The following is a 24,590-nucleotide window of genomic DNA, read 5'->3' as shown; positions in this document are numbered from 1 at the left end:
ACGCCTCGTCCGGACGGCCACCGCGGGAACGGGGGATCACGTTCACCGTGGGGGGAGAGAACGGATGGTGTACAGGGTCGGCTACGCGCCGGGGGTCTACGACCTCTTCCACATAGGGCACCTCAACATCCTGCGGCACGCCCGCGACCACTGCGACTACCTCGTCGCGGGCGTCGTCTCGGACGAGATGGCCACGCTGGCCAAGGGCCACGCGCCGGTGATCCCGCTGCCGGAGCGGCTGGAGATCGTGCGCAGTGTCCGCTACGTGGACGCCGCGTTCGTCGAGACCGTGCCCGACAAGGTCGAGACCTGGCAGCAGGTCAGGTTCGACGTCATCTTCAAGGGGGACGACTGGCGGGACACGGAGCGGGGCAGACGGTTGGAGCGGGACTTCGCCGAGGTCGGCGTCGATGTCGTCTACTTCCCGTACACCGTGCACACGTCCAGCACCCAGCTGCGCCGGGTGCTGGACACGCTGGTCAGTCCGGAGTCCGGAACGCTCTCAGCTCCCTGAACCACTTGACGAGGAACAGCACCAGGAACAGCGCGTGCACGACGGCGAGCGCCGCATAGCCGAGACGGAATGCGGTCCGGTCGCCCAGCAGCAGGAACACCAGGCAGAACACTCCGTAGTCGGCGGGCAGGAGCGCGACGGCCCGTGCCCGGGAGGCCCGGGCCGGGGCGCCGCCGCCCGCCACGGTCCGGCCGAACGCCGCAGCCCTGCCCAGTTGTTCGCGCAACAGTCCGGCGCAGAAGGTCAGCACGGCGGCGAACAGGAAGCCCAGCGGCAGGAGCAGCCATCCCTCGGACGGCAGCGCGAAGAACCGCCGGAAGGAGATCAGCACCGCGGTGTGCGCCAGGATCATCTTGGCGCAGTCCACGACATGGTCCAGCCACTCGCCGTCCGGGCCGCCCCGCCCGGTCAGTCTGGCCAGCTGGCCGTCGGCCGAGTCGAGTGCGAAGCCGGTCACGAGACCCGCGTACACCGCCACCCCCAGCCCCCACGAGGGCCGTACGAGCGCCACCGACGCGAGCGAGCCGAAGGTGAACAGAGCGCTGAGCAAGGTGACTTGATTGGGAGTCAGTCCGACGTGGTACGCGCCTGCCGCGAACAGCCGGCCCAGGGGCCGGTTCACGTGACGCGAGTACAGCGACACCCCCTTGGCCGTCTTCTGCGCGCCTCGCAACTCGCGCAGGACCGTACCCATGTCTCCCATACGCCCCCCAGCGTGTCCGTGCCGGCACCGCCGTCCCGCCGCATCATGGCACGCGGGGCGCCGCTCGCGCGGGGTACTCGACGGCACTGCCCGACGGGACCGCCCGCCGTCCGGGGGACCGGGGTCCGGCGGGCCCGGCCCGCGCGCGGTGCGCTGGTTGCGGTCGGCCGGTACCCCTGCCCGCCGGGTCCGTCCGGCGCCGCCCGTGCCGGGCCGGGCGCCGGGCGGACCCCGTGCCCCGGTGCCCGGCCGGGAGTGCCCGGTCCGTCGCGAACGACGCTCAGGAGGACGCGGTACGGCACTCCGGGTGGCCCCAGCCGTTCGGGGACTTCGCGATCATCTCCTGTGCGGCGTACGGCTTTCCGCAGTGGCACCGGCCGGCATATCTGGCCCGGATGGTGCCGCCGGAACGCCCGGAGCGGGACGGGCCGGACGTCTTTCTCGCCGGGGCGCCTCCGCTCCGCCCCTCGGTCGCGCGCGAGGCGGCGGGGGTCGGGAACCCGGTGGCGCCGTGCGCCGTGCCGTCGGGCCGCTGGGTCGCCGCGGCCTCGCTCGCCGCCTGGTCGGCGAGGGCGTTCAGCGGGTCGCCGCCCACCCGGTGCGCGGCGACGTGGACGAACTTCACGGACCGGCCCTGGAGCAGGGCGTCGATGCGGACCACCAGATCACGGTTGGCCACCGGCTTGCCCGCCGACGTCTTCCAGCCGTTGCGCTTCCATCCGGGAAGCCATTTGGTCACCGCGTTCATCGCGTACTGCGAATCCATCCGCACCTCGATCGCCGCGGACGGGTCCGTGGACTCCAACAGCTCCCGCAGCGCGGTGAGTTCGGCGACGTTGTTGGTGGCGGTCCCCAGCGGGCCCGCCTCCCAGCGCTGCGGCCGCCCCTGCGCATCGGCCACGACCCACGCCCAGGCGGCGGGTCCGGGATTGCCCTTCGATGCGCCGTCACACGCGGCGATGATGCTCTCGTTCATCCCTCGATCATGCCAGCGCCCCATCTCCCCTCCCGCGCACACCCCGGCGCCACCTCCCCGACAAGCCATCACGCTGAGTGACCGTTCGAGGTGCGGTGGCCCGGCCGCACTGGTTCTCTGAGGGAGCCCGCTCTTCCCCGACCGCACAAGGAGCGATGATGAGCGCTGCACGTGAATCCGGTGACCGTGCGCAGCAGCTGCGCGAGAAGGCCCGGCACATGACCGAGGCCGCCGAGCGCACCACCGACCCTGAGCAGCGTCAGCGGCTCCAGGAGAAGGCCCGGAAGCTTCAGGAACAGAGCGAACAGCAGAGTGGCATGGGCGGCGGCAACCGCCCGCCCCAGCGGTAGTACCGCGCGAACGGCCGGCGCACGCCGCTCCTCCCCGAGCGAGCGGCGGCGTCGGCCGCTCTCCCGCGTCCGCCCCCGCCCCGCACGCTCCTCCCCCACTTCTCGCCCGCGCCCCCTCGCGACGCGCGCCCGCCCCGTGTTGACGTCCCCCGCTCCAGGACCTAGGTTGCGGTAAGCGCTTTCCAGCCGAGCCGGGGAGACTTCGGACATGAGCAGCCCTGCACTGCGCGTCACGCACGTCCTCGGAGACCGGATCACGGTCACCGAGGAGCGCCGCGGCGTCGATCTGATCAGCTACGTCTACCGCCCGGAAGCGGCCTGGGAGGCCCCCAAGCCGTACGCCCATCCCTTGCGCACGCTGGCTGACAACGTTGTCACCGACTACCGGCCCAACGATCATCGCTGGCACAAGGGCCTCCAGATGACGGCCTCCCATCTGTCCGGACAGAACCTCTGGGGCGGCCACACCTATGTGCACGGCCAGGACTACCAGCCCCTGCCCGAACGCGTCGGGTCGATGGCGCACCTCGGCTTCGACGAGGTGGCGGCGGACGCCGGACACGCGGTCATCGCCGAGCGGCTGAGCTGGCACCACCACGACGGCACGTACTGGGCCGACGAACGGCGGCGCATCGAGCTGCACGACGTCGAGCACGCGGCCCCGGGCACCGACCGGGCGGACGATGACGGGGCCGGCGCGGCGGACACCGGCGGCAGCTGGACACTGACCTGGTCGAGTGCGATCACCAACCGCCGCGACGAGCCACTGCGCTTCGGCAGCCCCACGACGCACGGCCGCGAGGCGGCGGGCTACACCGGCCTCTTCTGGCGCGGGCCACGGGCCTTCCGCGGCGGCCGGATCCTCGGCCCGGACGGCGAGGGCCCCGGTCTGATGGGGACGCAGGCCCCGTGGCTGGCCTACGGCGGTGAACTGGACGGCGTCGACGGCCACGCAACCCTGATCTTCCGGCACGCACCGGAGAACGACCACACGGGGGCGCGCGGCACGCACCCCGCCCACTGGTTCGTCCGCAACGAGCCGTTCGCCGCCGTCGCCCCCTCCTACGCGTTCCACCAGGAACTGGTGCTGGCCCCCGGCGACACCCTGTCCCGCCGCTACCGGGTCACCGTCGCGGACGGGGAGTGGGACCGGGAGCGGATCGCCGAGTACCTCGCGGAGCACCCGTGGTGAACGCGAGCAGCCACCGCCCCGCCCTCGACGAGTCCGGCCGCGCCCGCCTGCGCGAACTCGGTTCCGGGCCCGTGTGGTTCGCCGAGCCGGGGACGGTCTCCGCGGCCGACGCCCGTGCCCTCGCCGATGCCGACATCGCGCTCGGCAACCCCGGGGCGGCCCGGGTGGCCGAGTCCCCCGGCTCCGATGGCTGCAGCTCGCCTCGGTCGGGGATCGACGGCTATCTCGGTCTGGACTGGCCGGTCCTCGGCCGTCGGCTGACCGTGACCAACCTGGGTGAGGTCCTCGCCGACCCGGTGGCCGAGTCGTGCCTGGCGGGCATACTCGCGCTGCACCGCTTTCTGGAGGAACCTCTGGGGCCGGCCCGTGCGCACGAGTACCCGGCCCTGCGGCGGGCGGCCGGTTGCCCGGTGGCGGGCGGGGAGACCGTCACCACCGCGCGGGAGCTGCTGGAGCGCGTGGCCGCAGGGTACTACGACATGGTCCAGCCGGATGCCACGGTCGTCGGCGGGCCACGGCAGACACTGGCGGTCTTCGCGGGGGCCCTGGAACACGGCGTCGACCCGGTGGTCCACTGCTGGGGCAGTGCGGTGTGCCAGGCGGCCAACCACCACGCCGCGTGCGCCGGCGGCGGTCGGCCGGCCGAGTGGCCGATGCCGTCGTATCCGCTACGGTCGGAGGCTGGTGGAGCTGTTCCGCCTGGCGGACGGACACCTGATCGCTCCGCGGGCCCCGGGGCTCGGTGTCCGGCTCGCCCCGGAGACGGAGCGGCGGTACGCGTTCCGGGACGATGCCGTCTACCGCTGTGCGACCGCGGTGCCGCCGACCGAGCCGGGCCGGTGGCGAACGCGCTGACCCTGCGGGCGGGACGACGGCCCCAGCCGCGGGTAACCTATTGCGCGCACAATGGGAAAACGCTTTCAGTGCGGCTATCGTAGCCCTATGCAGAGCCAGGTCAATCGACGTTCCGCCCGCCCCCGCCCGTCGTCCGCCGTGACGCTCCAGCAGGTCGCGCAGGACGCCGGGGTCTCTCTCGCCACGGCTTCGCGCGTGCTCAGCGACAGCGACCGCAACGTCACCCGGGAGCTCCAGGAGCGCGTCCTGGAGGCCGCCGCCCGGCTTCGCTACGTGTCCAACGCGCCGGCCCGCGCTCTCGTGCAGTCCACGACGTCCATCGTCGGCCTGGTCGTGCACGACGTGAACGACGCCCACTACTCCGCGATCGCCTCCGGCGTCATGGAGGTCGCCCGCGACCACAAGCTTCTCGTGATGCTCGCGGGCACCTTCCACGAGCCGGGGCTCCAGGCGGAGTACGTGGCACGGCTGCGGGCGCAGCGGGCCCGTGCCGTCGTCCTCGCGGGATCGGGTTTCACCGGCCCGGATCCGGCGCTCGTCCAGGAGGTGGAGGCGTTCACGGCGCAGGGCGGCCGGGTGACGGCGGTCGCGCACCAGGACCTGCCGGTGGACACGATCGCACCCGGGAACCGCGAGGGCGGCCGGGCCGTCGCCGAACACCTCGCCCGGCTGGGGCACACGGAGATCGGTGTCATCTGCGGACCGCTCACGCTGGTCTCGGTGCAGGAGCGGCTGCACGGCTTCCTGGAGCGCGCGGCCGAACTGGGGGTGGTGGTGGGTGAACGCCACCGCGTCGAGGCCGACTTCACCCGGGACGGCGGACGGGCCGCCACGGTCCGGCTGTTCCGCGCGGCCCCGGGGGTCACCGCGCTGTTCGCGCTCAACGACGCGATGGCGCTCGGCGCGCTCGCGGCACTCCGCGACGATCTGGGCCGGGTCGTGCCCGCCGATGTCTCGGTGGTCGGCTTCGACGACCTTCCGGTGGCCGGTGACGTCACGCCCGCGCTGACCACCGTGCGGCTGCCGCTGGAGGAGATCGGCCGCCGGGCACTGCTGCTGGCCCTCGGCGACGCGACGCCCTCGCCGCGCACGCTCGCCGTACCCTCGCGCCTGGTGGTACGGGCCAGCACGGCGCCCCCGCCCGCCTGACCGGCAGCGCGCCACCACCGCCCGAACGACCGCCACCGCCCGGACGGCCCACGCCGTCCGGGCCCTTGCGGCTGCCCCGGCCCGCCTCCCGTCCGCTTGACGTGTCGAACCGTCAACCACCGTGCTTGACGCATCAAGCTGACATTCTTTCCCCGCAACCCCCTTGAAATGACGCGTTAATCACCGCCACACTGCATTCAACGCAGGTTTGACGCGTAAAAACCGAGAGGGTGGTGGCTGGATGGGCACGTCCGGACCCAAGTACCAGCGCATCAAGGACGAGTTGCGGGCCGAGGTGGCCCGTGACGAATACGAGGCCGGCGCCCCGTTCATCACGCAGAACCAGCTGCGCGAGCGCTTCGGCGTCAGTTCCACCACTGCCGTCCGCGCGCTCAACGACCTCGTCGCGGAAGGACTGCTGGTACGCCGCCGGGGCCGGGGGACGTTCGTCGCCGGTCCGGAGGAACGGGCCGCCGCTGCGACCTCCTCCGCCCCCAGGTCCGGGGTGGTCGCCTGCGTCATCAGCGGTCAGGGCCCCTACCAGTCCGAGGTTCTGCGCGGGATCGAGTCCGGCTGCTCGGAGCGCGGTCTGCGGCTGTTCTTCTCGGACTCCGCCGTCCATGTGACGGACACGGGCCACGCCGATCACGCCGGGTCCCTGGCCCGACAGGACCAGGCCCTGCGGCAGGCCGTCGAGGACCGCGTGGACGGAATCATCCTCTATCCCGTCCAGGGGGTTCCCGACCTCGACGTGCTGGAGGAGACCCGGCGGCTGCGCATCCCCATGGTCCTGGTCGACCGGTATTTCCCCGGCCATGCCATCGACGCGGTCACCGCCGACAACTACGACGTCGGCCACCGGCTCACCGAGCACCTCCTGGCCGACGGTCACGAGCGCATCGCCACGCTCTGGGGCGAGACGCAGTGCACCAGCGTCCACGACCGGATGACCGGGCACAAACAGGCGCTGCGCGCCCACGGTCAGCCCCTGCTCCCGCAGTTGACCGCCCTGCGCTCGTACACGGCTCTGCCCGAGGGCGACCGCCGACGGCTGCTGAGCGACCTGCTCGCCGCGCCCGAGCCGCCGACCGCGCTGCTGTGCGCGCACGGTTTCGCGGTCGCCACCGCCGCCTCCGACCTGGCCGCGCTGGGCATCGCGGTGCCCGACGAGATCGTGCTGGCCGGCATGGACGACGCGGGCCCCTACGACCTGCTGCCGCTCACCAGTTTCGCCGCCCGGCTGCCCGCCAGGGAGATCGGCGGCCGCGCGGTCGAGCAGCTGGTCACCCGGATCGCGGAGCGCGCGGCGGGCGAGGACCCGTACCGCAGCGCCGAGCAGATCGTGCTCCCCGTCCGGATCAGGACACGCGAGTCCGTGCCGGTCCGGCTCCGTACCGTCGCCGCCCGCCGGCCCTGAGGGAGGAGACTCCAGTGTCCGTCGCCCCCGCTCCCCGTACCCGCGAACTCGGGACCGACGTCCTGGTGGTCGGCGCAGGTCTCGGCGGTCTCGCCGCCGCGCTGACGGCCGCCCGGTTCGAACACCGTGTCGTGCTCACCGAGGCGACCGACTGGCCCGGTGGTCTGCTCACCGCGCAGGCGGTGCCGCTCGCCGACGGCCACCGCATCGAACTGGACCCGGTCTCCCCCGGCTACCGCGATCTGCGGGAACGCATACGCGACTTCTACCGGCGCAACTACCCGCTGCGCCCCGAGCCGTTCGCCGACCCGCTGCTCGACCCCGGCCTGAGCACCACCGGCCATCTCAGCCACGAGCCGCGCGCCGCGCTCGCCGTCGTCCACGAACTACTCGCCCCGCACCTCGCCTCGGGCCGGCTCACGCTGCTGCCCGGCCACCGGCCGGTCGCGGCCCGCACGGACGGCGACCGGGTGACCGCGGTGACGCTGGAGGCGCCGGACGGCGAGCCGGTGACGGTCGTGGCGCCGTACGTCGTCGACGCGACGGACCTGGGCGATCTGCTCGACCTGGCGGGCGTGGAGCACGTCATCGGCGCCGAGTCCCGCGAGGAGACCGGCGAGCCGCACGCCGCCGCCGTCGCCGATCCGCTGGACCAGCAGGCCTTCTCCTGGGTCTTCGCCCTCGACCACCGTCCCGGCGAGGACCACACCATCGACCGGCCGGCGGGTTACGCCCGGTGGGCCGACGCGTTCTCGTGGGAGACCGCGGAGCCCGGGGGCGGACCGGTCCGTCCGGTGCCGCTCTTCCTGCACGCGCCGGACGAGCTGCCGCCCTGGGCCGCACCGCCCAACGACCGCTGGCACCGGCAAAGGGCCCTGGCCCGCAGCCGCTACCTGCCCGGCACCTTCGACAGCGACATCACCCTGGTCGACTGGGAGCAGACCGCCTACACCCGCCTGCCGCTGGTCGGCGCCGGGGACGAGGCCCGGGCGCTCGCCGAGCGGGAGGCCCGGGAACAGGCACGGTCCTTCCTGTACTGGATGCAGACGCGGGCGCCCCGTCACGACGGCGGCCACGGATACCCCGAGCTGCGCCCGCGACCCGACGCGACGGGCACGGCCGACGGGTTCGCGAAGAGTCCGCACGTCCGCGAATCCCGGCGCATCCGGGCCGAGTTCACCCTGCTGGAACACCATCTGACAGTGGCCGCGCGGGCCGGGACGGCGGGCGCCGAGACCTTCACGGACAGCGTGGGCACCCTGCGATCCCGAATCACCCTCGGCCCCGGGACCGGAGGCGGCGCGGGGCTCGATCTGGAGTGCCTGCCCTTCCAGCTGCCGCTCGGCGCGCTGCTGCCCGTACGAGTGGAGAATCTGCTCCCGGCCGGGCGGAACATCGGCGCCACGCACATCAGCGCGTCCGCCGTCGGCGGGCACGCCGGGCAGTGGAGCATCGGGGAGGCCGTCGGCGCGCTCGTCTCGTACTGCCTGGAACACCGGCTGCCGCCGCGCGCGGTCCGCGCGGACGAGCACCGGCTGGCCTCCTTCCAGGGCAGGCTCGGCGACACGCTCGGGCTCGCCCTCGACTGGCCGGACCGGCTCCGCACCGGCCCCGTGACCAGCGCCGGGCCGCTCTACGCCACGCTCTGACACCCCGCCCCTTCCGAGGAGGGCGCCTCCCCGCCCCTCCTTCGGGAAGGGCACCTCCCCGATCGAACGGAAAGCGTTTTCCACCCTCTTCCCGACATCCGCTCCCTTCCGAAACACGCACTCAGCCTGGACGGCCCTCGTGACTGTGACCCCCTATCGTGTCCTGCTCGTCGGCGCGGGCAACATCGCCCGCGCCGTCCATCTGCCGGCGTTCCTCGAACTGCCCGCGGACTTCCGTGTGGCCGGCGTCGTCGACACCGATCCGGCCGCGGCCCGCTCCCTCGCCGTCGACTTCTCGATCCCGCACCACTCCACCGACCTCCCCGCCTCGCTCGGCGAGGTCCGGCCCGATCTCGTCGTCGTCGCCTCGCCGCCCGTCGCCCACCGGGAACAGGTCTCCGCCGCGCTGCGGGCCGGGGCCTGGGTCTGGTGCGAGAAGCCGCCCGCGCTCAGTCTCGCCGAGTACGACGCCATGACCGCGGCGGAGGGCGAACAGGGCCCGTACGCGCCGATCGTCTTCCAGCACCGGTTCGGATCGGGCGCCGAACACGCCAGGGCCCTCATCGCCTCCGGAGAGCTCGGGCCGCCGCTGGTCGCCCACTGCCAGACGACCTGGTACCGCGACGACGCGTACTACGCGGTGCCCTGGCGCGGGACGTGGGCGACGGAGGGCGCGGGCCCCGCCCTGGGGCTCGGCATCCACCAGATCGACCTGCTGCTCGACCTGCTCGGGGAATGGGCGGAGATCCGGGCCATGGCGGGCCGACTGGCCCGCGACGTGGAGACCGACGACGTCACCACCGCCACCGTCCGGTTCGCCTCGGGCGCGCTGGCCACCGTCGTCAACAGCGCCCTTTCACCGCGCCAGTCCAGCCATCTGCGAATCGACCTGCGGGACGCCACGATCGAGCTGGACCATCTGTACGGCCACGGCAACGACGACTGGACCTACACCCCGGCGCCGGGGGTCGAAGCCGCGCGGGCCGCGGCCTGGACCCGCCCGGCCGAGGACGTCCCCAGCTCGCACGCCGCACAGCTCCGTTCCCTGCTGGCCGACATGCGGGCGGGCCGACGGCCCCGGGCGAGCGCCGGGGACGGCCGCCGCGCCCTGGAGCTGATCAGCGCAATGTACAAGTCCGCGCTCACCGGACGTCCCGTCCTGGCCGGTGAGATCGCCCCGGGCGATCCGTTCTACACGGCGCTGCACGGCTCCGTGCCCGGCTGGGCGCCCGAGGGGTCCGGGCGGTGACCGGCAGGGCGGACCGCCGGACCGACCGCGCTCTCCTGCTCACCTTCGACGACCGGCACGTGCGCGAATGGGCCGCCACCGCACCGCTGTTCGCGCGGTACGACGCCCGTGTCACGTTCTTCGTCTGCGAACCCGACCGGCTCGACCGGGACGAGATGCGGCTGCTGCGCCGCCTCGCGGACGACGGCCACACCGTCGGATGCCACGGTCTGCGGCACGAGCGGGCGCCGGACTTCGTCGCCGCGCACGGCGCGGGCGCCTACCTCGAACGGGAGGTGGTGCCCGCCCTGGAGTCGCTGCGCCGCCTCGGCTTCCCGGCCCGGAGCTTCGCCTACCCGTGCAGTGCCCGCGACGGGACCACCGACCGGCTGCTGCTCACGCTGTTCGAACGGCTGCGCGGCGGTGTGCCGGCGGACCGCCGCGCCGATCCGTCCCTCGCCGACGAACTGCGCGTCCCGGCCGCCGAACTGTCCGCCCGGCGGGTGCTGCCGGGCTGCTCGGTGGACTCCGGACGCGGGGCCGTGGCGTACGAGGACGATCTGACCGGCGTGGTCGCGGCGCTGCGCCGGACCGCCGGCATCGGCGGCGTCACCACGCTCTACGCCCACTGCGTCGCCGAGGCCCACGAGGCCAACCACGTGACCCCGGCCCGGCTGGAGCGACTCCTGGCCCTGGCCGGGGAGCTGTCGCTGCCCTGCGTGGGCTTCGACGAACTGCCCTGAACCGCCTTCCCGCCGCACCCACCCATCAGAGAGACCCTGCCTTCATGCATGACGACCGCACACTGACCGAGGAACGCCTCGACCGCGTCCTGCGCGAGCGCGTCCGCCCCGCCGTCCACCCCCGCGCCGTCCCCCTGCGCTTCGAGGTCTGGCACGCGCCCGGTGAACCCGTGCCCTTCGACGAGGCCGTGGGCGCCGGCTACGGGCCGGGCTCGGTCGGCGACGCCTGGGGGCCCGCCTGGGGCACCAGCTGGTTCCGGGTGACCGGCCGCGTCCCGGAGGACTGGGCGGGCGAGACCGTCGAGGCCGTGATCGACCTCGGCTTCGCCCGGGACCGGCCGGGATTCTCCGCCGAGGCACTGGCCCACCGGCCGGACGGCAGCGTCGTCAAGGCGCTCAACCCGCGCAACACCTGGCTGCGGATCGGCGAACGGGTCACGGGCGGTGAGGAGTTCACGTACTACCTGGAGGCGGCCGCCAATCCGGAGATCCTGGACGGCGTCAGCGCGCTCGGCGACCGGGAGACCGCGGGCGACGAGCCGCTGTACCGCGTCGAGCGGATGGACCTCGCCGTGTTCGACCGACAGGTCTGGGAACTCGTCCAGGACCTGGAGGTGCTGGACCAGCTGATGCGGCAGCTGCCGGTCGGCTCGGCGCGCCGCTGGGAGATCCTGCGCGCGGTGGAACGCGCGCTGGACGCTTTGGACCTGGACGCCGTCGGCGCGAGCGCCCCGGCCGCCCGGGAGATCCTGCGGCCGGTGCTCTCCTCCCCCGCGCACGCCTCCGCGCACCGGATCTCGGCGATCGGCCACGCGCACATCGACTCGGCATGGCTGTGGCCGGTGCGCGAGACGGTCCGCAAGGTCGCCCGCACCACCTCCAACGTGCTGGCGCTGATGGACGACCATCCGGAGTTCGTCTTCGCGATGTCGCAGGCGCAGCAGCTGGACTGGCTGCGGGAGCACCACCCGGGGCTGTACGCGCGAGTGAAGGAGAAGGTCGCGTCCGGGCAGTTCGTCCCGGTGGGCGGGATGTGGGTGGAGTCGGACACCAACATGCCCGGATCGGAGGCGCTGGCCCGGCAGTTCGTGCACGGCAAGCGGTTCTTCCTGGAGGAGTTCGGGATCGAGACCGAGGAGGTGTGGCTGCCCGACTCGTTCGGATACTCGGCGGCGCTGCCGCAGCTGGTGGCGCTCTCCGGTTCGCGCTGGTTCCTCACCCAGAAGATCTCGTGGAACACCACGAACCGGTTCCCCCACCACTCGTTCCTCTGGGAGGGGCTGGACGGCACGCGGGTGTTCACGCACTTCCCGCCGGTGGACACCTATGTGGCGGAGCTGTCCGGCGAGGAACTCGCGCACGCCGAGCGGAACTTCCGGGACAAGGGGCACGCCACCCGCTCGCTGGTGCCGTTCGGCTGGGGCGACGGGGGCGGCGGCCCCACCCGCGAGATGCTGGCGCGGGCGGACCGGCTGGCGGACCTGGAAGGTTCGCCCCGGGTGACGGTCGAGAAGCCGGCGGACTTCTTCACCGCGGCCGAGGCCGAGTACCGGCGTGTGCCGGTGTGGCTGGGCGAGCTGTACCTAGAGCTGCACCGGGGCACGTACACCTCGCAGGCGCGGACCAAGCAGGGCAACCGGCGCAGTGAGCACCTGCTGCGGGAGGCGGAGCTGTGGGCGGCGACCGCCGCGGTCAGGACCGCCTTCCGCTACCCGCACGAGGAGCTGGACCGGATCTGGAGGACGGTGCTGCTGCACCAGTTCCACGACATCCTGCCGGGTTCGTCCATCGCCTGGGTGCACCGCGAGGCGGAGGCCACGTACGCCCGGATCGCCGAGGAGCTCGAATCCGTGATCGGGGCGGCGCAGCGGGCGCTCTCCGGTTCGCCGGACGAGGGCGGCACGGTCGTCTTCAACGCGGCTCCGCACGAGCGGTCCGGGATCGCTGCGGGCGGCGCGGCGCTCGCCGCGAATCGGCCCGAGGAGCCGCGGGCGCCGATCGTGGTCGAGGCGGTCGACGGCGGCTTCCGGCTGGACAACGGGCTGTTGCGGGTGACGGTGGACGCCCGGGGGCTGGTGGTCTCGGTGGTCGACCTGGTGGCCGGCCGCGAGACGATCGCACCGGGCTGTGCGGCGAATCTGCTCCAGGTCCATCCGGACCTGCCCAACCACTGGGACGCCTGGGACGTCGACGCGTTCTACCGGAACACGGTGACCGATCTGACCGGGGTGGAGGCGGTGCGGCGCGTCGGTGACGGGGTCGAGGTGGTGCGCGCCTTCGGGGCGTCCCGCGTCACGCAGGTGCTGTCGCTGCCGCCGGGCGCCCGGCGGCTGGACATCGACACCGAGGTCGACTGGCACGAGCGGGAGAAGTTCCTGAAGGCGGCGTTCCCGATCGACGTGCGGGCCGAACACTCCACGGCGGAGACCCAGTTCGGGCACGTTCGGCGGCCGACGCACACCAACACCAGCTGGGAGGCGGCGAAGTTCGAGATCTGTGCCCACCGGTTCCTGCACGTCGGTGAGCCGGGCTGGGGCGCGGCGCTGGTCAACGACTCGACGTACGGACACGATGTGACGCGCACGGTCCGGGAGGACGGCGGCACCACGACGACGGTGCGGCTGTCGCTGCTGCGGGCCCCCCGCTATCCCGACCCGGAGACCGACCAGGGGGTGCACCGCCTGCGGTACGCGCTGCTGCCGGGTGCGACGGTCGGTGACGCGGTGCGCGAGGGCTGGTGGTTCAACCTGCCCGAGCGCCGGGTGCCGGGGAGCGCCGCGGTGGTGCCGCTGGTCTCCGTCGACGACGACGCGGTGGTCGTGACGGCGGTGAAGCTCGCGGACGACGGGAGCGGGGACGTGGTGGTCCGGTTGCACGAGGCCCACGGCGGGCGTGCCTCGGCGCGTCTGACGACGGGCTTCGCCCTGGCCGGCGCAGCCGTCACGGACCTGCTGGAGCGTCCACTCGCCGACACGTCCGACGGGTCCGGGGCGGCCTCGGCGGAGGGCGACGGGGTGCGGCTGCGGCTGCGGCCGTTCCAGATTCTGACGCTGCGGCTGACGCCGGGCGACGACGCGTGAGGGCGCGGGGCGGGTGCGGGGCGCCGCGCACCCGCCCCGTAGGCTCTGTTCCATGAACGCTGGGGGGCCTGTGCGCCGTGTGATCGACGACCGCTTCGAACTGGTGAACAGGCTGGGCAGCGGCGGCATGGGCATGGTGTGGCGCGCCCGTGACCTCGCGTTGCACCGCGACGTGGCGCTCAAGGAGGTACGGCCCCCGGACCCCGCGCTCGCGGAGAACGACCCGGAGTCGGCCCGGATGCTGCGCGAGCGGGTGCTGCGCGAGGCCCGGGCGCTGGCCCGCCTCGACCACCCGGGTGTGGTCACGGTCCATCACATCGTCGACGGCGGCGAACACGCCTACCCGTGGATCGTGATGGAGCTGGTGCCGGGCATGTCGCTGGCCGAGCGTCTGGCCGAGGGCACGCTCACCCCCGTCGAGGCCGCCCGGCTGGGCCGCGGGGTGCTGTCCGCGCTGCGCGCCGCCCATGCCGCGGGCATCCACCACCGCGACGTCAAGCCCGCCAACGTCCTGCTGCGGCCGGACGGCAGCCCGGTGCTCACGGACTTCGGTATCGCGGCGATCCGTGAGTCCACGAGTCTGACGGCGACCGGCTCCATCATCGGATCGCCCGACTACATGGCGCCCGAGCGGATCCGGGGCGAGGAGGGCGATCCCTCGTCGGACCTGTGGTCGCTCGGGATGATGCTGTACGTGGCCGTCGAGGGCCGGCATCCGCTGCGCAGGGCGACCACGCTGGCCACGCTGGCCGCCGTGCTCGACGAGGAGATCCCGCCGCCCCGGCGGGCCGGTGCGCTGGCCCCGGTGCTGACCGCGTTGCTGACCCGGGACACGGCCGCGCGGCCGGGCCCGGAGGAACTGGACCGGATGCTGGAGGCGGTCGCCTCCCCGGTGGACGCTCCGGTCGCCTCCCCGGCGGCCGGGCCGGCGGACGAGCCTCCCGCCCCGCCCCGTGCCTCCGTGCCGCCGCAGGACGCGGTGCCGCCCGGTCACCGGCCGGGCGGCCCGACGACCGTGCTGCCGACCACCGCGTTGCCTCCGTCCGCCGTTCCCGAGCCTCCGCGTCCCGCGCCGCTGGGCGAGCACGAGGTCCGCAGCCGGGTGCGCCGGAGCCGGGCCGTCGCGCTCTCGACGGCTCTCGCGGGGACCGCTCTGACCGGTGCCCTGGTGTGGGCCCTGCTGCCCGCCCCGGACACGAAGGCCACCGGCGACCCCGCGTCCGTCCGGCACCACCCCTCCGACGGCCCTGCGTCCGTCGCGCCGAAGCAGACGCGACAGGAGACGAAGGACACGGCGGAGCCCCAGGAGGGGCGAAAGGGTGACCTGCTGACGCCGGACGGGGCCCGGTCCGTCATCGCCGCGCTCGAACGGACCACGGGCGACAGCCGGATCACCTCCTTCTCGCTGTACGAGGAGTTCGCGCGGATCGAGGCTCCGGTGAAGGCCGACAAGAACCTGTACGACGTGTACACGTACCGGGAAGGCAAGGTGACCCGTGACCGGGCCGGCGGCACGCTCATGCCGAACGACAAGGTGGTGGATCTGAGGAAGTACGACTGGGACGTGCTCCCGGCGCTGATCCGCCGTGCGGACAAGGAACTGGGGATCGCCGAGCCGACCAGCCACTACGTGAACATCGATCCGGCCTCGCCGTTCGACGGCTACCAGCCGACGATCAGCGTCTATGTCTCCGACGAGTACGGCGGCGCGTATCTGCGGGCCGACGTGCGCGGCAAGGTGCTCAAGCAGTACCCGCGCGGCGGCTGACCGGCGCCGCCTCCGGCCCGTCCGCCCCGGCGCGCACCCGGCCCGCGCGGCGGGCGGGGTCAGCCCAGCACGCGTACCAGCACCAGCAGCACGGCCGCGAACGCCGCGCTCGCCACGAAGGTCCACAGGCCGGCCGGCGACGCGGCGACGCTCTGCTTCACCACGGCGGGCGGGGTGACGATGTTCGCCCGGGCCAGCCATTCGCGCGGCGGGTTGTCGGGGATGACGACCCGCCAGGGCTGCTCGGGGTCGTACTCGACGACCCCTCTGGGCCGGTGCAGCAGTCCCTGCACATCGAGCGGGTGCCGGACCTGGATCCGGTACGCGGGCAGCCCGTCGGGCACCACGGTCAGGTCGAAGGCGAACACGGACTCCAGCGACTGCCCGTCGCGCGCGAGCCGTCCGGTCCGTGTGTCGACCGCCCTCACCCCGTGGACCAGAGCGGGGGCGAAGGCGCGCGGGCCGCCGGGGCGCAGTCCGCGGACGAGGATGTCCGACCGCGACGGCTCGCCCACCTTGCCGAACACCACCAGGGCCAGGGCAGACGCGGGGACGCCGAGCAGCAGGAGCCAGCGGGGTCCGTCGAGGGCACCGTGCACGAGCGCGGCGAACGCGAGCCCCGCGGCGACCACGGACAGCAGACTGAACGCGGTGAGGAACCGGCGGAGGGAGGACAGCGGTCGGTTCATGCGGGGCTCGTCACCTTTCGGCGGGAGACGGCGACCCTGGTGCGGGCGGGGTCGCCGGGGCGGTCGACGTCGTACACGGCACGGACGTCGCGTTGCAGAGCGACGCGTTCCACCACCACGGGAACCCGGTGGCGCACCCCGGCCGCGTCGTCGAACACCACCACGGCCTCGCCGTACTTGCCGCCCGCCGACCGCCAGCCCTCCAGCACCGCGTCGGCCGTGGCGCAGCGGCGGGAGAGACGGCGCAGTCCCGCGGTGCGGCGCAGGCTCACGGCGGCACCCCACCAGGCGGCGAGGCAGCCCGCCCCGGCGACGGTCCACAGGAACGTGAGCCACGCGGAGACGGACAACTCCATGAACGGGAAGAAGATGTGGAAGGAGGTGGTGGAGTCGTGGTCGACGCGGCCCTCCGCCAGCGCGTCGTACCAGCCCGCGATGGCGGCGACCGCGCTGAGCGCGACCATCGCGCCGGGCGTGGCGCGGTGCAGGAACCGGGCGGAGAGCAGACCGAGGACGACGGCCGAGCCCAGCCCGACGATCGGGGCCGCCGACGCGAACTGGTCGCTGCCGCAGCTGCCCGTCCCGTCGCAGGTCCACCTCACACCGGCCGCCTCGTTGCTGGCGATGTACCAGACCATCCAGACCTGCCACGCCATCAGCAGACAGGCGGTGGCCCGCATCATCTGCCCGTAGGCCCTCTGCCGCACTGTCCGCCCCTGGTCGTCGCCGGTCACGGGGCCACGACGGGCCCCGGTGGACCATACATGTGCCGTCCAGTACCTGTCCGTGATCCACACCACCCCGACCGGCCCGGAGGGGAGCGGCGAACTCCCCGGCGGGGCCCGTCGGGGTGGCGTGTCGGCGGGCCCGGTCGGGCCCGCCAGGGGATCAGTGGGTGCGGTAGGCGTCGACGAGGGTCTGGGTGAGCGTGTTCCCCGCGGTGTCGGTCAGCTCCGCGCGCAGCGAGACGCCTGTGCCCGCGCGGGGGTTGCGGATCGTCAGGGCGCCGCGCTCGACCGGGACGCGGGTCCAGGTCGTGCCGCCGTCCGTGGAGTACGCGTACAGGGCGGAGCGGACGCGTCCGCCGTCGGCGGCGCCCAGGACGGTGACGGGGACCCGCAACTGGGCACCGGCCGCGGCCGTGCCGGTCGGGCTCAGCTCGGGCGAGAACCGCACGACGCTCACCGGCACCGGGACCGGGCCGGTCGTGGTGCCCGAGGTGAAGGTCCATGACGCGCTCACGCGGGTGGCGGTTCCGGGTGCGCCGCCGCGGTTCACCGTGCTGGTGATCCGGTAGGCCGCGCGCCCCGGGGGCACGGTGAACGAGGCGCGCCGGGGGTCGCCGGTCCGCTTCCCGATCAGCACCCCGTCGCGGTGCAGGGTGGTGGTGGCGGTCTCGTGCGGCGGCTCCGACGGGACGTGGCCGTCCCCGTCGGCCAGCATCGGGACGTCGAGGGTCAGTTCGTCGCCGTCGCGGACCACGCCGGGCCGGTCGGTGAGGGTGGGGCCGAAGACGGCGTTGTCGAAGGTGTGCGTGGTCGTCCTCCCGGCCCGGACGGCGATGCGGTCGGCGGAGTAGCGGTTGCTCTCGGCGCCGGGGGTGTCGGGGACGGTGTAGGTGAGGTCCCAGGTGCCGCGTTCGGGCGTCACGAGATAGGTGAGGGTGCCGGGGGCCGGCAGGGACCGGGACCCGCCCATCGCCAGGCCGGTCGGCTTGATGTCCACGGAGGCGCTCTGCCGGGTGCCCGGCCGGGCCGCCGCGTCGATCCGCACTGTGGCCAGTTCGGCGGCGGAGGGGTGGCGGACGAGCCCGGTCAGGGCGCGGCTGCCGGTGCCGGTGTGGCCGAGCGCGTAGCCGACGGTGCTGCCGGTCCAGTAGGAGTCGTACCACTGCTTCACGGATCCCGGCTCGGCGTCGGGGCCCAGGTGGGCGACGCGCAGCGTCGGGGTGTACTTGACCAGGTTGATGTCCCGGGTGACGCCGTCGTGCGTGACCTCGACGAACATGGCACCGCCCTGGAAGGTGGCGGTGCTGTCGGGCGGGCTGACGTCGACGGGGGCGGCGGTCCGGGCGTCGACGGTGACGGTGGTGTCGTGGTCGAGGTCGAGGCGCGGCTGGATGATCCAGTCGGTGCTCCTGCCGTCGGTGTCGGTCAGCTCGCTGTTCAGCAGGTAGCGGCCGCGCGGCAGGCGCACGGTGGTCGTGCCGGAGGCGTCGTGCGGCCGGACGGACGTGTCGGCGCCCGGTCCGGAGATCCCGGTGACGGCGGTCTCGTAGTCGTCGGTCGGCCGGCCGTCGCGGCCGAGGTGAACGATGGTCAGGGCGTACGTGGTCGGCTGGGCGGCGAGGGCGGCGGTGTCCAGCGCGGGGGTGGCGGCGCCGACCAGGACGACGGCGAGGGCCAGGTTCCGCAGGACGCGGCGGCGGGGCACGGAAGAAGTGTTCACGATCTGCACTGCGCCGACGGGAGCGGGAGTTCCCGTGACCTGAGTCACATGGGGCGGGACGGCCCTTCGGTGCGCATGTGACGCAGGTCACCGGAACCGCGGCAACGGAAGTGGCAGAGCAGAGTGTGGAAACACTCATGAGGAATCGCCTCCGCCACGGGGACCGCGACGCCCTGGGAGAGCTGTACGACGAGCACGCCCAGGTGCTGTACCGCTATGCGCTGCGGGTGACGGGCGACTGGGCCGAGGCCGAGGACGTCGTCTCGGTGACCTTTCTGGAGGCGTGGCGCGGCCGGGAGGGACTGCGCCCCGAAGGGGACAGCCTGAGACCGTGGCTGCTGGGCATCGCGACCAACGTCATGCGGCGCGACGCACGCGCGCGGCGGCGTCGTGACATCGCGCTCGCCCGGGTCCCGGAGCGCGGTTCGGTGCCGGACTTCGTGGACGATCTCGTCACGCACCTCGCGGACACCGAGCAGCTGCGTGCCGCGCACACCGCGCTGGCCCGGCTGCGCCCCCGTGACCGCGAGGTCTTCACCCTCGTCGTCTGGGCCGGGCTGGACTACGAATCGGCGGCCGAGGCGCTCGGTGTGCCGGTGGGAACCGTCCGGTCGCGCCTGTCCCGCGCCCGTGCCCGGCTGCGCGAGCTGACCGACGCCGAGGCCCGCACCGCCCGCGCGCGGACGGTGCGGGGCATCGCCGGACGGCTCCGCGCGCGCAGGAGCGGTCCTCTCCCCTCCGTCCCCGACCGGCCCTCTCCGGCCCGCCTTTCCGCGGCCCGTCCTCTGACCCAGGAGAAGCTCTGATGAACACCGCACCGTGGCGTCGTACCGACCACCGGTCCGAGGAGATCGACCGCCCTGACCTCACCGGTCCGCTGCCCCCTCCCCCGGTCCCCGGCCTGTCCCCGGACCGGGAACTGCTGCTGCGGGAGGCGCTGTTGCGCGAGGCCGCCCGGAACCGTGCGCCCGGTGGTGCCGGTGCCCGGGCCGCGCGTCCGCGCCGGCATCCGGCCAGGTTCGCGGTACCGGCGCTCGCCTGCGCCCTGGCGGCCGTCGGCGTGGTGGCGCTGGACCTTCCGGACCGCGGCGCCGCGCCGGTCGCAGGACGGCACGCCGCCGCGCCCGGGGCGGACCGGCTCCTCGACCGGGTCGCCCTCGCCGCCGCCCGGACGCAGCGGCCCGCGGTCCGCGCCGATCAGTTCGTGTACGTCGAGAGCAGGGTCGCGTACGCCGCGCAGAGCGCCGGCGGCGGACCGGTGACGATGCCTCCGGCGCACCGGCGGCAGGTGTGGTCGTCCGCCGACGGAGGCCGCGCCGGTCTGCTGCGCGAGGAGGGCGGGCCCGATACCCGGCTCGGCGCCGACGCGCCGGTCCACGGCCTCGACCACCGGGGCGCGACGCCGGGAACGGAAGCCTCGCGCGCGGCGGGCCCGTCGGTCACCGAGCCCACCCACCGGTTCGTCGCGTCGCTGCCCACGGACCCGGACGCGCTGCTGGAACTGATCCGGCACGAGACCCGGGGACAGGGCCGGGACCCGGACCAGCGGGCGTTCACCGCGATCGGCGAGCTGCTGGCCGAGACCTGGGCGCCGCCCGCGGTGGAGGCCGCGCTGTACCGGGCCGCCGCGCGGATCCCCGGTGTCACGGTGGTCCGGACGGCGGCCGACGCGGCGGGGCGCGAGGGCGTCGCCGTCGCGCGCACGGCGTACGGGCAGCAGACGCAGTGGGTCTTCGACCGGACGACGTACGCGTTCCTCGGCGAGCGCACGGTGCTGACCCGGGCCGGGGACGCGGGCCCGGCCGGGACCGTCGTCGGCGCCTCGGCGGTCCTGGTCAGGGCCGCCGTCGACCGCGCGGGCGAGCTCCCCGCGCCGGGGGCGGCGTAGGGCCCGGGGCGCCGCACGCGTCCGGGCCCCTCAGCGGACCCGCCGGAGGATCCGCGGCACCCAGCGGAGCTGAGCGGCCTCCTGGAACATGGCCCCGCCCTCGTGTCCGTTGAACGGGTACACCTCGATCTCCTTCTCGCCCCGGTACGCGTTGTGCGCGGCGAAGACCGTGGAGGGCGGGCAGGTCTGGTCCTGGAGCCCGACGGAGAACAGCGCGGGAGCACCGCTCCGTGCGGCGAACGACACCCCGTCGAAGTACGACAGGGTGCGCAGGACCCGCTCCTCCTTGCCCCGGTGCATCCGCAGGTACCGGGCTATCTCGGCGTACGGGTCGGCGTCGGTGAGCGTGACGGCCCGTTCGAAGTGGCAGAGGAACGGCACGTCGGCGGCGACGGCCGCCACGTCCGGGACCAGCGCGCCGACGGCGAGGGCGATGCCGCCGCCCTGGCTTCCGCCGAGCACGACCGTGCGGGCGGGGTCGGCGAGCGGGTGGGAGCGGGCCGCCTCCACGGCGCGCACGGCGTCGGCGTGGACACGGCGGTAGTAGTACCGCTCCGGGTCCTCGATGCCGCGGGTCATGAACCCGGCGTGGGAGGGGCCGGAGCCGACCGGGTCGGGGGTGTCCCCGACGTTGCCGCCGCCGCCCTGGCCGCGTACGTCCATGACGAAGTGGGCGAAGCCCGCCAGCGGCCACAGGCCCCAGCAGTGCGGGAGGCTGCGCCCGCCGTTGTAGCCGTGGAACTGGACGACGAGCGGGAGCGGGCCCTCGGCGTGCGCGGGCGCGCTGAACCAGCCCCTGACCGGGTGGCCGCCGAAGCCCGCGAAGGTGGTGTCCCAGGTGCGCAGCCCGGTCAGCCCGGTCCCGACGGGCTCGAAGGAGACCGCGGGGTCGTGGGCGCGGGTCTCGGCCAGGGTCTTCGCCCAGAAGTCGTCGAAGTCGTCCGGCTCGTCGATCCGTGGCCGGTAGTCGCGCAGTTCGTTCAGCGGCAGGTCGAACAGGGCCATGGGTGGTCTCCTCACGGTGGGTCGGGAAGCGGTGGGGCGGCCGACGGTGGAGCGGGAGGTGTCGGAGATGGAGCGGCGGGGCCGGGCGCTGTCAGGTGCGCCCGGCCCCGCCCGTTCGGGGAAGGGATCAGTCGGTCAGCTGGACGGCCCGCAGGCCGGCGGCGCTCTTGGAGTTGTTGGCGATGGACCCGCCCCACTCGGTCCAGCCGCGGGCGCGTCCGTCGTTGTCGCTGTCGTTGACGACGAAGCCGAGTCCGATGGACGCGGCCGGCTTGCCGGCCAGACCGAGCGAGGCCCACGGCACCGTCACCGTGTAGCGGGTGGTGGTGCCGTCGCGGGTGATGACGGCGGTGGCCCCCGGGGTCGGGCCGGCGGACTGTCCGGCCGGTGCCCGCCAGGTGTACACCTGCGGCTTGCCGCCGACGAGCGAGGCGCCGACCTCGACGTACTGCTTGCTGCGGCCCGGCGCCCGGGGGGTGACGGCGAACTGGATGCTGTCGCCCTGCCACATGTTCTCGGCGGTGGTGGCGGGCTGGGCCAGGACGTTGTCGGTGATCGCGCCCTTGAACACGATTCCGGTGTCGGTGTACTGCGGCCGGACGGTGCCGGACAGGTCGGCCGCGCCGTTGTATCCGCCCTTGTAGCTCACGGAGCCGTCGGCGATGACGTCGATGGGGGTGGTGGTGTCGGTGCCGGCCGGCTGCACGGCGCCCCAGCCGTTCCAGGCGCCCACGGCGGTCCTGGCGCCGTCGGGGGTGTTGAGGTGGGCGGCCGTCCAGTAGCGCTTCCACTGCTTGATGTTGCGCGCGTCCACGGTGTACGAGGTGCTGGACCCGGCGCCGACCTTGATCGGACCGTCGACGGTGCCCCGGTCCACGTAGTTGGTGCCCTCGTTCACCTGCCAGTCCAGCTTGGTGAGTTCGAGCGGGCTGTGGGCGCGGTTGTTGGTGACGGTGACCTCGAGCGCGGCGGCGAACGGTGCCGCCTGCTTCACCACCGGGTCGAAGGTGACCTGGGTCGGTGGCACCACCTCGGTTTCGGAGGTCAGGCGGGCGAGGTTCACCGGCCCGAGCCCGACCGTGCCGCTCACCGTGCGCGGGCCGGTGAGGGCCGAGGTGGGCAGCTGGACGTTCTGGCGGACGACCTTGCCGGGCACGGCGGTCACCCGGTACTTCTCCCCGGCGATCCGGAAGTCGTAGCGCAGCGGCAGCGTCCGGCCCTTGGTGCCGTCCACCTGGAGCACCGCGTCGACGCTCTCCTCGGTGTTGGAGTGCTGCGGCAGCCGGAGGGAGAACACGGGCCCGCTCACGGCCTCGACCGCGCTGACCGCGCCCTTGACGTACAGCACCGTGCCGTCGATGCCGAGCTGCACCTTGCCGCCGACCGGGAGGTACGTCTTCTCGTGGCCCATCTGGTCGGTGACGGTGACCGGGCCACTGGCGGTCAGCTCGGCCGTTCCCGGTGTCGCGGCCGTGGTGTAGAGCGCCCGGACGGTGTCGGTTCCGGTGCCGAAGCGGTACGAGCGGACGTCGGCGGAACCCGTGTCGTCACGGCCCGCGTAGGCGCGGCCCGCGAGCTGTCGGATCAGGACGCCCTCGGTGACCACGGACGGCTTGGGCTGCCAGGCCTTGATCTCGGCGGTGGGCCGCTCGAAGGCGCCGAAGTTGTGTTCCTTGTTGGTGGCATCGGTGCCGTCGTTGGTGAGGTCGTACCAGTAGTAGCGGTTGACGCCCGAGGCGAAGGAGAAGATCTGGGCGCGCGGCACGTACGCGGCCTGCTGAGCGGGGGTGACGCCGTCGCTGTGGGTCGGGTAGCCGTTCTCGGTGATCCAGAGCGGGAAGTTCTTGCCGCCCGCCGCGTCCAGGTCGGCGCGTACCTGCGGCAGTTTCTCCAGCGCGGTCTCGGGCGGGTTCGGGTAGCCGTAGTGGTGAACGCTGAGCGCGTTCATGTAGTTCAGGCCACCGATCGCGTACAGCCGCTTCAGCCAGTCGGTCTGGAGACCGGCCAGGCCGCCGCCGACGACGGTGGCGTCCGGGACCTTGGCGTGCACCTTGCCGTAGCTCGCCTTGAGCAGCTCGAGGTAGCAGTCGGCGGTGATGCCGCAGGTGCCGTTGTTGAAGCCGGTGGAGTTGTACTCGTTGTAGATCTCGATTTCCTTCGAGGACTGCTGGTACTTCTCCACCGCGGCGGCGGTGAAATTCCCGTAGGCCTCGAGCGCCTCGTCGGAGGCGGGGGTCCGGTTGCCGTCGTAATGGGGGTTCCGGTAGCCGGAGATGGGCAGGGCGGTCAGTCCCTGCGACTTGGCGTACGGGATGTGCTGGTCGGTGGAGTAGCTGCTCCAGGAGTACGTGCCGGGGGTCTTCTCGATGGCGCCCCAGTTGATGTCGGAGCGGATCCCGTGCATGCCCATCAGCCCGACCGAGCGCAGCAGCTTCTGGTCGTCGCCGTCGTTCCACCCGTAGTGGATGCCCGTGCCGAAGCGCACGTCCCGCTGTTCCGCGCCGGTCAGCGCGGTCAGCACGCCGAAATTCGCGGTCCGGGTGGTGGTTCCGGCCGTGGCCCGGAGCGTGTAGTGGCCGCTGCCGAGTTGTGCGACGTCGACGGTGGCGGTGCCGCCCGACACCGGTGCGGTGCCGGAGGCGGCGGTCAGGCCCTGGTCGTCGACGGCCTTCCAGGCCACCGACGCCTGGTCGGAGGCGAGCGTGATCTTCGCCTGTCCCTTGATGAAGAGGAGGTCGGGCGAGGTGACGGTCAGGGTGCCGGCCGCGTGGGCGACCGGGGCCGTACCGGGCAGGGGCGCGGCCACCAGCAGGCAGCCGAGCAGGGCGGCGGCCGTGCCCCATGCGGCGGGCCGCGCGACGCGGCCCCCTATTCTGGCCGGTGCCAGGGGACCTGGCCGGATCGTGCCGTTCTGTTCCATCGAGGCAACCTCTCGA

General features: G+C 73.6%; 20 protein-coding genes. 13 read left to right on the top strand and 7 right to left on the bottom strand.

Annotated elements, in window-relative coordinates; genetic code table 11:
- The first annotated feature begins 64 nt into the window (after positions 1–64).
- Complete coding sequence (locus AMK22_RS17045; protein ID WP_073785880.1) at positions 65–514, top strand: adenylyltransferase/cytidyltransferase family protein; 450 nt, start codon at positions 65–67, stop codon at positions 512–514.
- Here AMK22_RS17045 and AMK22_RS17040 read toward each other — a convergent pair.
- Both AMK22_RS17040 and AMK22_RS17035 read right to left on the bottom strand, forming a co-directional pair.
- Positions 480–1,217 (bottom strand): CDP-alcohol phosphatidyltransferase family protein, encoded by a 738-nt coding sequence (locus AMK22_RS17040; RefSeq protein ID WP_073785878.1) that lies wholly within the window; start codon positions 1,215–1,217, stop codon positions 480–482. The genes AMK22_RS17045 and AMK22_RS17040 overlap by 35 nt on opposite strands.
- A gap of 280 nt (positions 1,218–1,497) precedes the next feature.
- Entirely contained in the window at positions 1,498–2,193 is a 696-nt protein-coding gene (locus AMK22_RS17035) for a ribonuclease H family protein (RefSeq protein WP_073785876.1), read from the bottom strand.
- A gap of 158 nt (positions 2,194–2,351) precedes the next feature.
- Between AMK22_RS17035 and AMK22_RS17030 the strand changes: the two genes are divergently transcribed.
- The 10 genes from AMK22_RS17030 to AMK22_RS16985 all read left to right on the top strand — a co-directional run bounded on the left by AMK22_RS17030 (position 2,352) and on the right by AMK22_RS16985 (position 15,624).
- Positions 2,352–2,543: a DUF6381 family protein gene (locus AMK22_RS17030; RefSeq protein WP_073785874.1), complete on the top strand. Its 192-nt coding sequence runs from the start codon at positions 2,352–2,354 to the stop codon at positions 2,541–2,543.
- Between the two features lie 208 nt (positions 2,544–2,751).
- Entirely contained in the window at positions 2,752–3,735 is a 984-nt protein-coding gene (locus AMK22_RS17025) for a PmoA family protein (protein WP_073785872.1), read from the top strand.
- The gene (locus AMK22_RS17020) at positions 3,732–4,673 is read left to right on the top strand and encodes an enolase C-terminal domain-like protein (protein WP_143203569.1); all 942 of its coding nucleotides are present in this window, start codon (positions 3,732–3,734) and stop codon (positions 4,671–4,673) included. The genes AMK22_RS17025 and AMK22_RS17020 overlap by 4 nt, the downstream gene beginning before the upstream one ends.
- Before the next feature lie 4 nt (positions 4,674–4,677).
- Positions 4,678–5,739 carry a LacI family DNA-binding transcriptional regulator gene (locus tag AMK22_RS17015; RefSeq protein WP_073785868.1) on the top strand — a complete coding sequence of 354 codons (1,062 nt, stop codon included), beginning with the start codon at positions 4,678–4,680 and terminating at the stop codon, positions 5,737–5,739.
- 241 nt (positions 5,740–5,980) lie between these two features.
- Complete coding sequence (locus AMK22_RS17010; RefSeq protein WP_073785866.1) at positions 5,981–7,156, top strand: LacI family DNA-binding transcriptional regulator; 1,176 nt, start codon at positions 5,981–5,983, stop codon at positions 7,154–7,156.
- Positions 7,157–7,170: 14 nt separating this feature from the next.
- Positions 7,171–8,805, top strand: a complete 1,635-nt coding sequence (locus tag AMK22_RS17005; protein ID WP_073785864.1) for an FAD-dependent oxidoreductase — start codon at positions 7,171–7,173, stop codon at positions 8,803–8,805.
- Between the two features lie 139 nt (positions 8,806–8,944).
- Positions 8,945–10,054, top strand: a complete 1,110-nt coding sequence (locus AMK22_RS17000; protein WP_073785862.1) for a Gfo/Idh/MocA family protein — start codon at positions 8,945–8,947, stop codon at positions 10,052–10,054.
- The gene (locus tag AMK22_RS16995) at positions 10,051–10,776 is read left to right on the top strand and encodes a polysaccharide deacetylase family protein (protein ID WP_073785860.1); all 726 of its coding nucleotides are present in this window, start codon (positions 10,051–10,053) and stop codon (positions 10,774–10,776) included. The genes AMK22_RS17000 and AMK22_RS16995 overlap by 4 nt, the downstream gene beginning before the upstream one ends.
- 44 nt (positions 10,777–10,820) lie before the next feature.
- Positions 10,821–13,856 (top strand): alpha-mannosidase, encoded by a 3,036-nt coding sequence (locus tag AMK22_RS16990; RefSeq protein ID WP_073785858.1) that lies wholly within the window; start codon positions 10,821–10,823, stop codon positions 13,854–13,856.
- 52 nt (positions 13,857–13,908) lie between these two features.
- The gene (locus AMK22_RS16985; protein ID WP_079186201.1) at positions 13,909–15,624 is read left to right on the top strand and encodes a serine/threonine-protein kinase; all 1,716 of its coding nucleotides are present in this window, start codon (positions 13,909–13,911) and stop codon (positions 15,622–15,624) included.
- A gap of 59 nt (positions 15,625–15,683) precedes the next feature.
- Here AMK22_RS16985 and AMK22_RS16980 read toward each other — a convergent pair whose 3' ends face one another.
- The 3 genes from AMK22_RS16980 to AMK22_RS16970 form a co-directional block, all read right to left on the bottom strand.
- Entirely contained in the window at positions 15,684–16,313 is a 630-nt protein-coding gene (locus tag AMK22_RS16980) for a hypothetical protein (RefSeq protein ID WP_073785854.1), read from the bottom strand.
- A complete protein-coding gene (locus AMK22_RS16975; protein ID WP_242434007.1) occupies positions 16,310–17,047 on the bottom strand; it encodes a hypothetical protein in 738 nt (245 codons plus the stop codon). The genes AMK22_RS16980 and AMK22_RS16975 overlap by 4 nt, the downstream gene beginning before the upstream one ends.
- Positions 17,048–17,201: 154 nt before the next feature.
- On the bottom strand, positions 17,202–18,761 hold the full coding sequence (locus tag AMK22_RS16970) for a serine protease (RefSeq protein WP_073786028.1): 1,560 nt from the start codon (positions 18,759–18,761) through the stop codon (positions 17,202–17,204).
- Between the two features lie 137 nt (positions 18,762–18,898).
- Here AMK22_RS16970 and AMK22_RS16965 point away from each other — a divergent pair, with 137 nt between their 5' ends.
- Together AMK22_RS16965 and AMK22_RS16960 are read left to right on the top strand one after the other, a co-directional pair.
- Positions 18,899–19,567 carry an RNA polymerase sigma factor gene (locus AMK22_RS16965; protein ID WP_079186200.1) on the top strand — a complete coding sequence of 223 codons (669 nt, stop codon included), beginning with the start codon at positions 18,899–18,901 and terminating at the stop codon, positions 19,565–19,567.
- Positions 19,567–20,649: a CU044_5270 family protein gene (locus AMK22_RS16960; protein ID WP_073785852.1), complete on the top strand. Its 1,083-nt coding sequence runs from the start codon at positions 19,567–19,569 to the stop codon at positions 20,647–20,649. Before AMK22_RS16965 ends, AMK22_RS16960 begins: the two co-directional genes overlap by 1 nt.
- Before the next feature lie 30 nt (positions 20,650–20,679).
- Here AMK22_RS16960 and AMK22_RS16955 read toward each other — a convergent pair whose 3' ends face one another.
- Together AMK22_RS16955 and AMK22_RS16950 are read right to left on the bottom strand one after the other, a co-directional pair.
- Positions 20,680–21,654, bottom strand: a complete 975-nt coding sequence (locus AMK22_RS16955) for an acetylxylan esterase (protein ID WP_073785850.1) — start codon at positions 21,652–21,654, stop codon at positions 20,680–20,682.
- Between the two features lie 127 nt (positions 21,655–21,781).
- A complete protein-coding gene (locus tag AMK22_RS16950) occupies positions 21,782–24,574 on the bottom strand; it encodes a hypothetical protein (RefSeq protein ID WP_073785848.1) in 2,793 nt (930 codons plus the stop codon).
- Between the last annotated feature and the right edge of the window lie 16 nt (positions 24,575–24,590).

Origin of the sequence: Streptomyces sp. CB01580, assembly GCF_001905795.1 — a bacterium.
Taxonomy (GTDB): Bacteria; Actinomycetota; Actinomycetes; order Streptomycetales; family Streptomycetaceae; genus Streptomyces.
Note: the sequence above shows the minus strand (reverse complement) of the source record. Positions and strands in the feature narration are given on the sequence as shown.

Coding starts and splice junctions, on each gene's coding strand:
- AMK22_RS16990 (WP_073785858.1), top strand. CDS start 10,821: ATGCATGACGACCGCACACTGACCGAGGAACGCCTCGACCGCGTCCTG.
- AMK22_RS17045 (WP_073785880.1), top strand. CDS start 65: ATGGTGTACAGGGTCGGCTACGCGCCGGGGGTCTACGACCTCTTCCAC.
- AMK22_RS17040 (WP_073785878.1), bottom strand. CDS start 1,217: ATGGGAGACATGGGTACGGTCCTGCGCGAGTTGCGAGGCGCGCAGAAG.
- AMK22_RS17015 (WP_073785868.1), top strand. CDS start 4,678: ATGCAGAGCCAGGTCAATCGACGTTCCGCCCGCCCCCGCCCGTCGTCC.
- AMK22_RS16985 (WP_079186201.1), top strand. CDS start 13,909: ATGAACGCTGGGGGGCCTGTGCGCCGTGTGATCGACGACCGCTTCGAA.
- AMK22_RS17010 (WP_073785866.1), top strand. CDS start 5,981: ATGGGCACGTCCGGACCCAAGTACCAGCGCATCAAGGACGAGTTGCGG.
- AMK22_RS17025 (WP_073785872.1), top strand. CDS start 2,752: ATGAGCAGCCCTGCACTGCGCGTCACGCACGTCCTCGGAGACCGGATC.
- AMK22_RS17030 (WP_073785874.1), top strand. CDS start 2,352: ATGAGCGCTGCACGTGAATCCGGTGACCGTGCGCAGCAGCTGCGCGAG.
- AMK22_RS16960 (WP_073785852.1), top strand. CDS start 19,567: ATGAACACCGCACCGTGGCGTCGTACCGACCACCGGTCCGAGGAGATC.
- AMK22_RS16980 (WP_073785854.1), bottom strand. CDS start 16,313: ATGAACCGACCGCTGTCCTCCCTCCGCCGGTTCCTCACCGCGTTCAGT.
- AMK22_RS16965 (WP_079186200.1), top strand. CDS start 18,899: ATGAGGAATCGCCTCCGCCACGGGGACCGCGACGCCCTGGGAGAGCTG.
- AMK22_RS16950 (WP_073785848.1), bottom strand. CDS start 24,574: ATGGAACAGAACGGCACGATCCGGCCAGGTCCCCTGGCACCGGCCAGA.
- AMK22_RS16955 (WP_073785850.1), bottom strand. CDS start 21,654: ATGGCCCTGTTCGACCTGCCGCTGAACGAACTGCGCGACTACCGGCCA.
- AMK22_RS17035 (WP_073785876.1), bottom strand. CDS start 2,193: ATGAACGAGAGCATCATCGCCGCGTGTGACGGCGCATCGAAGGGCAAT.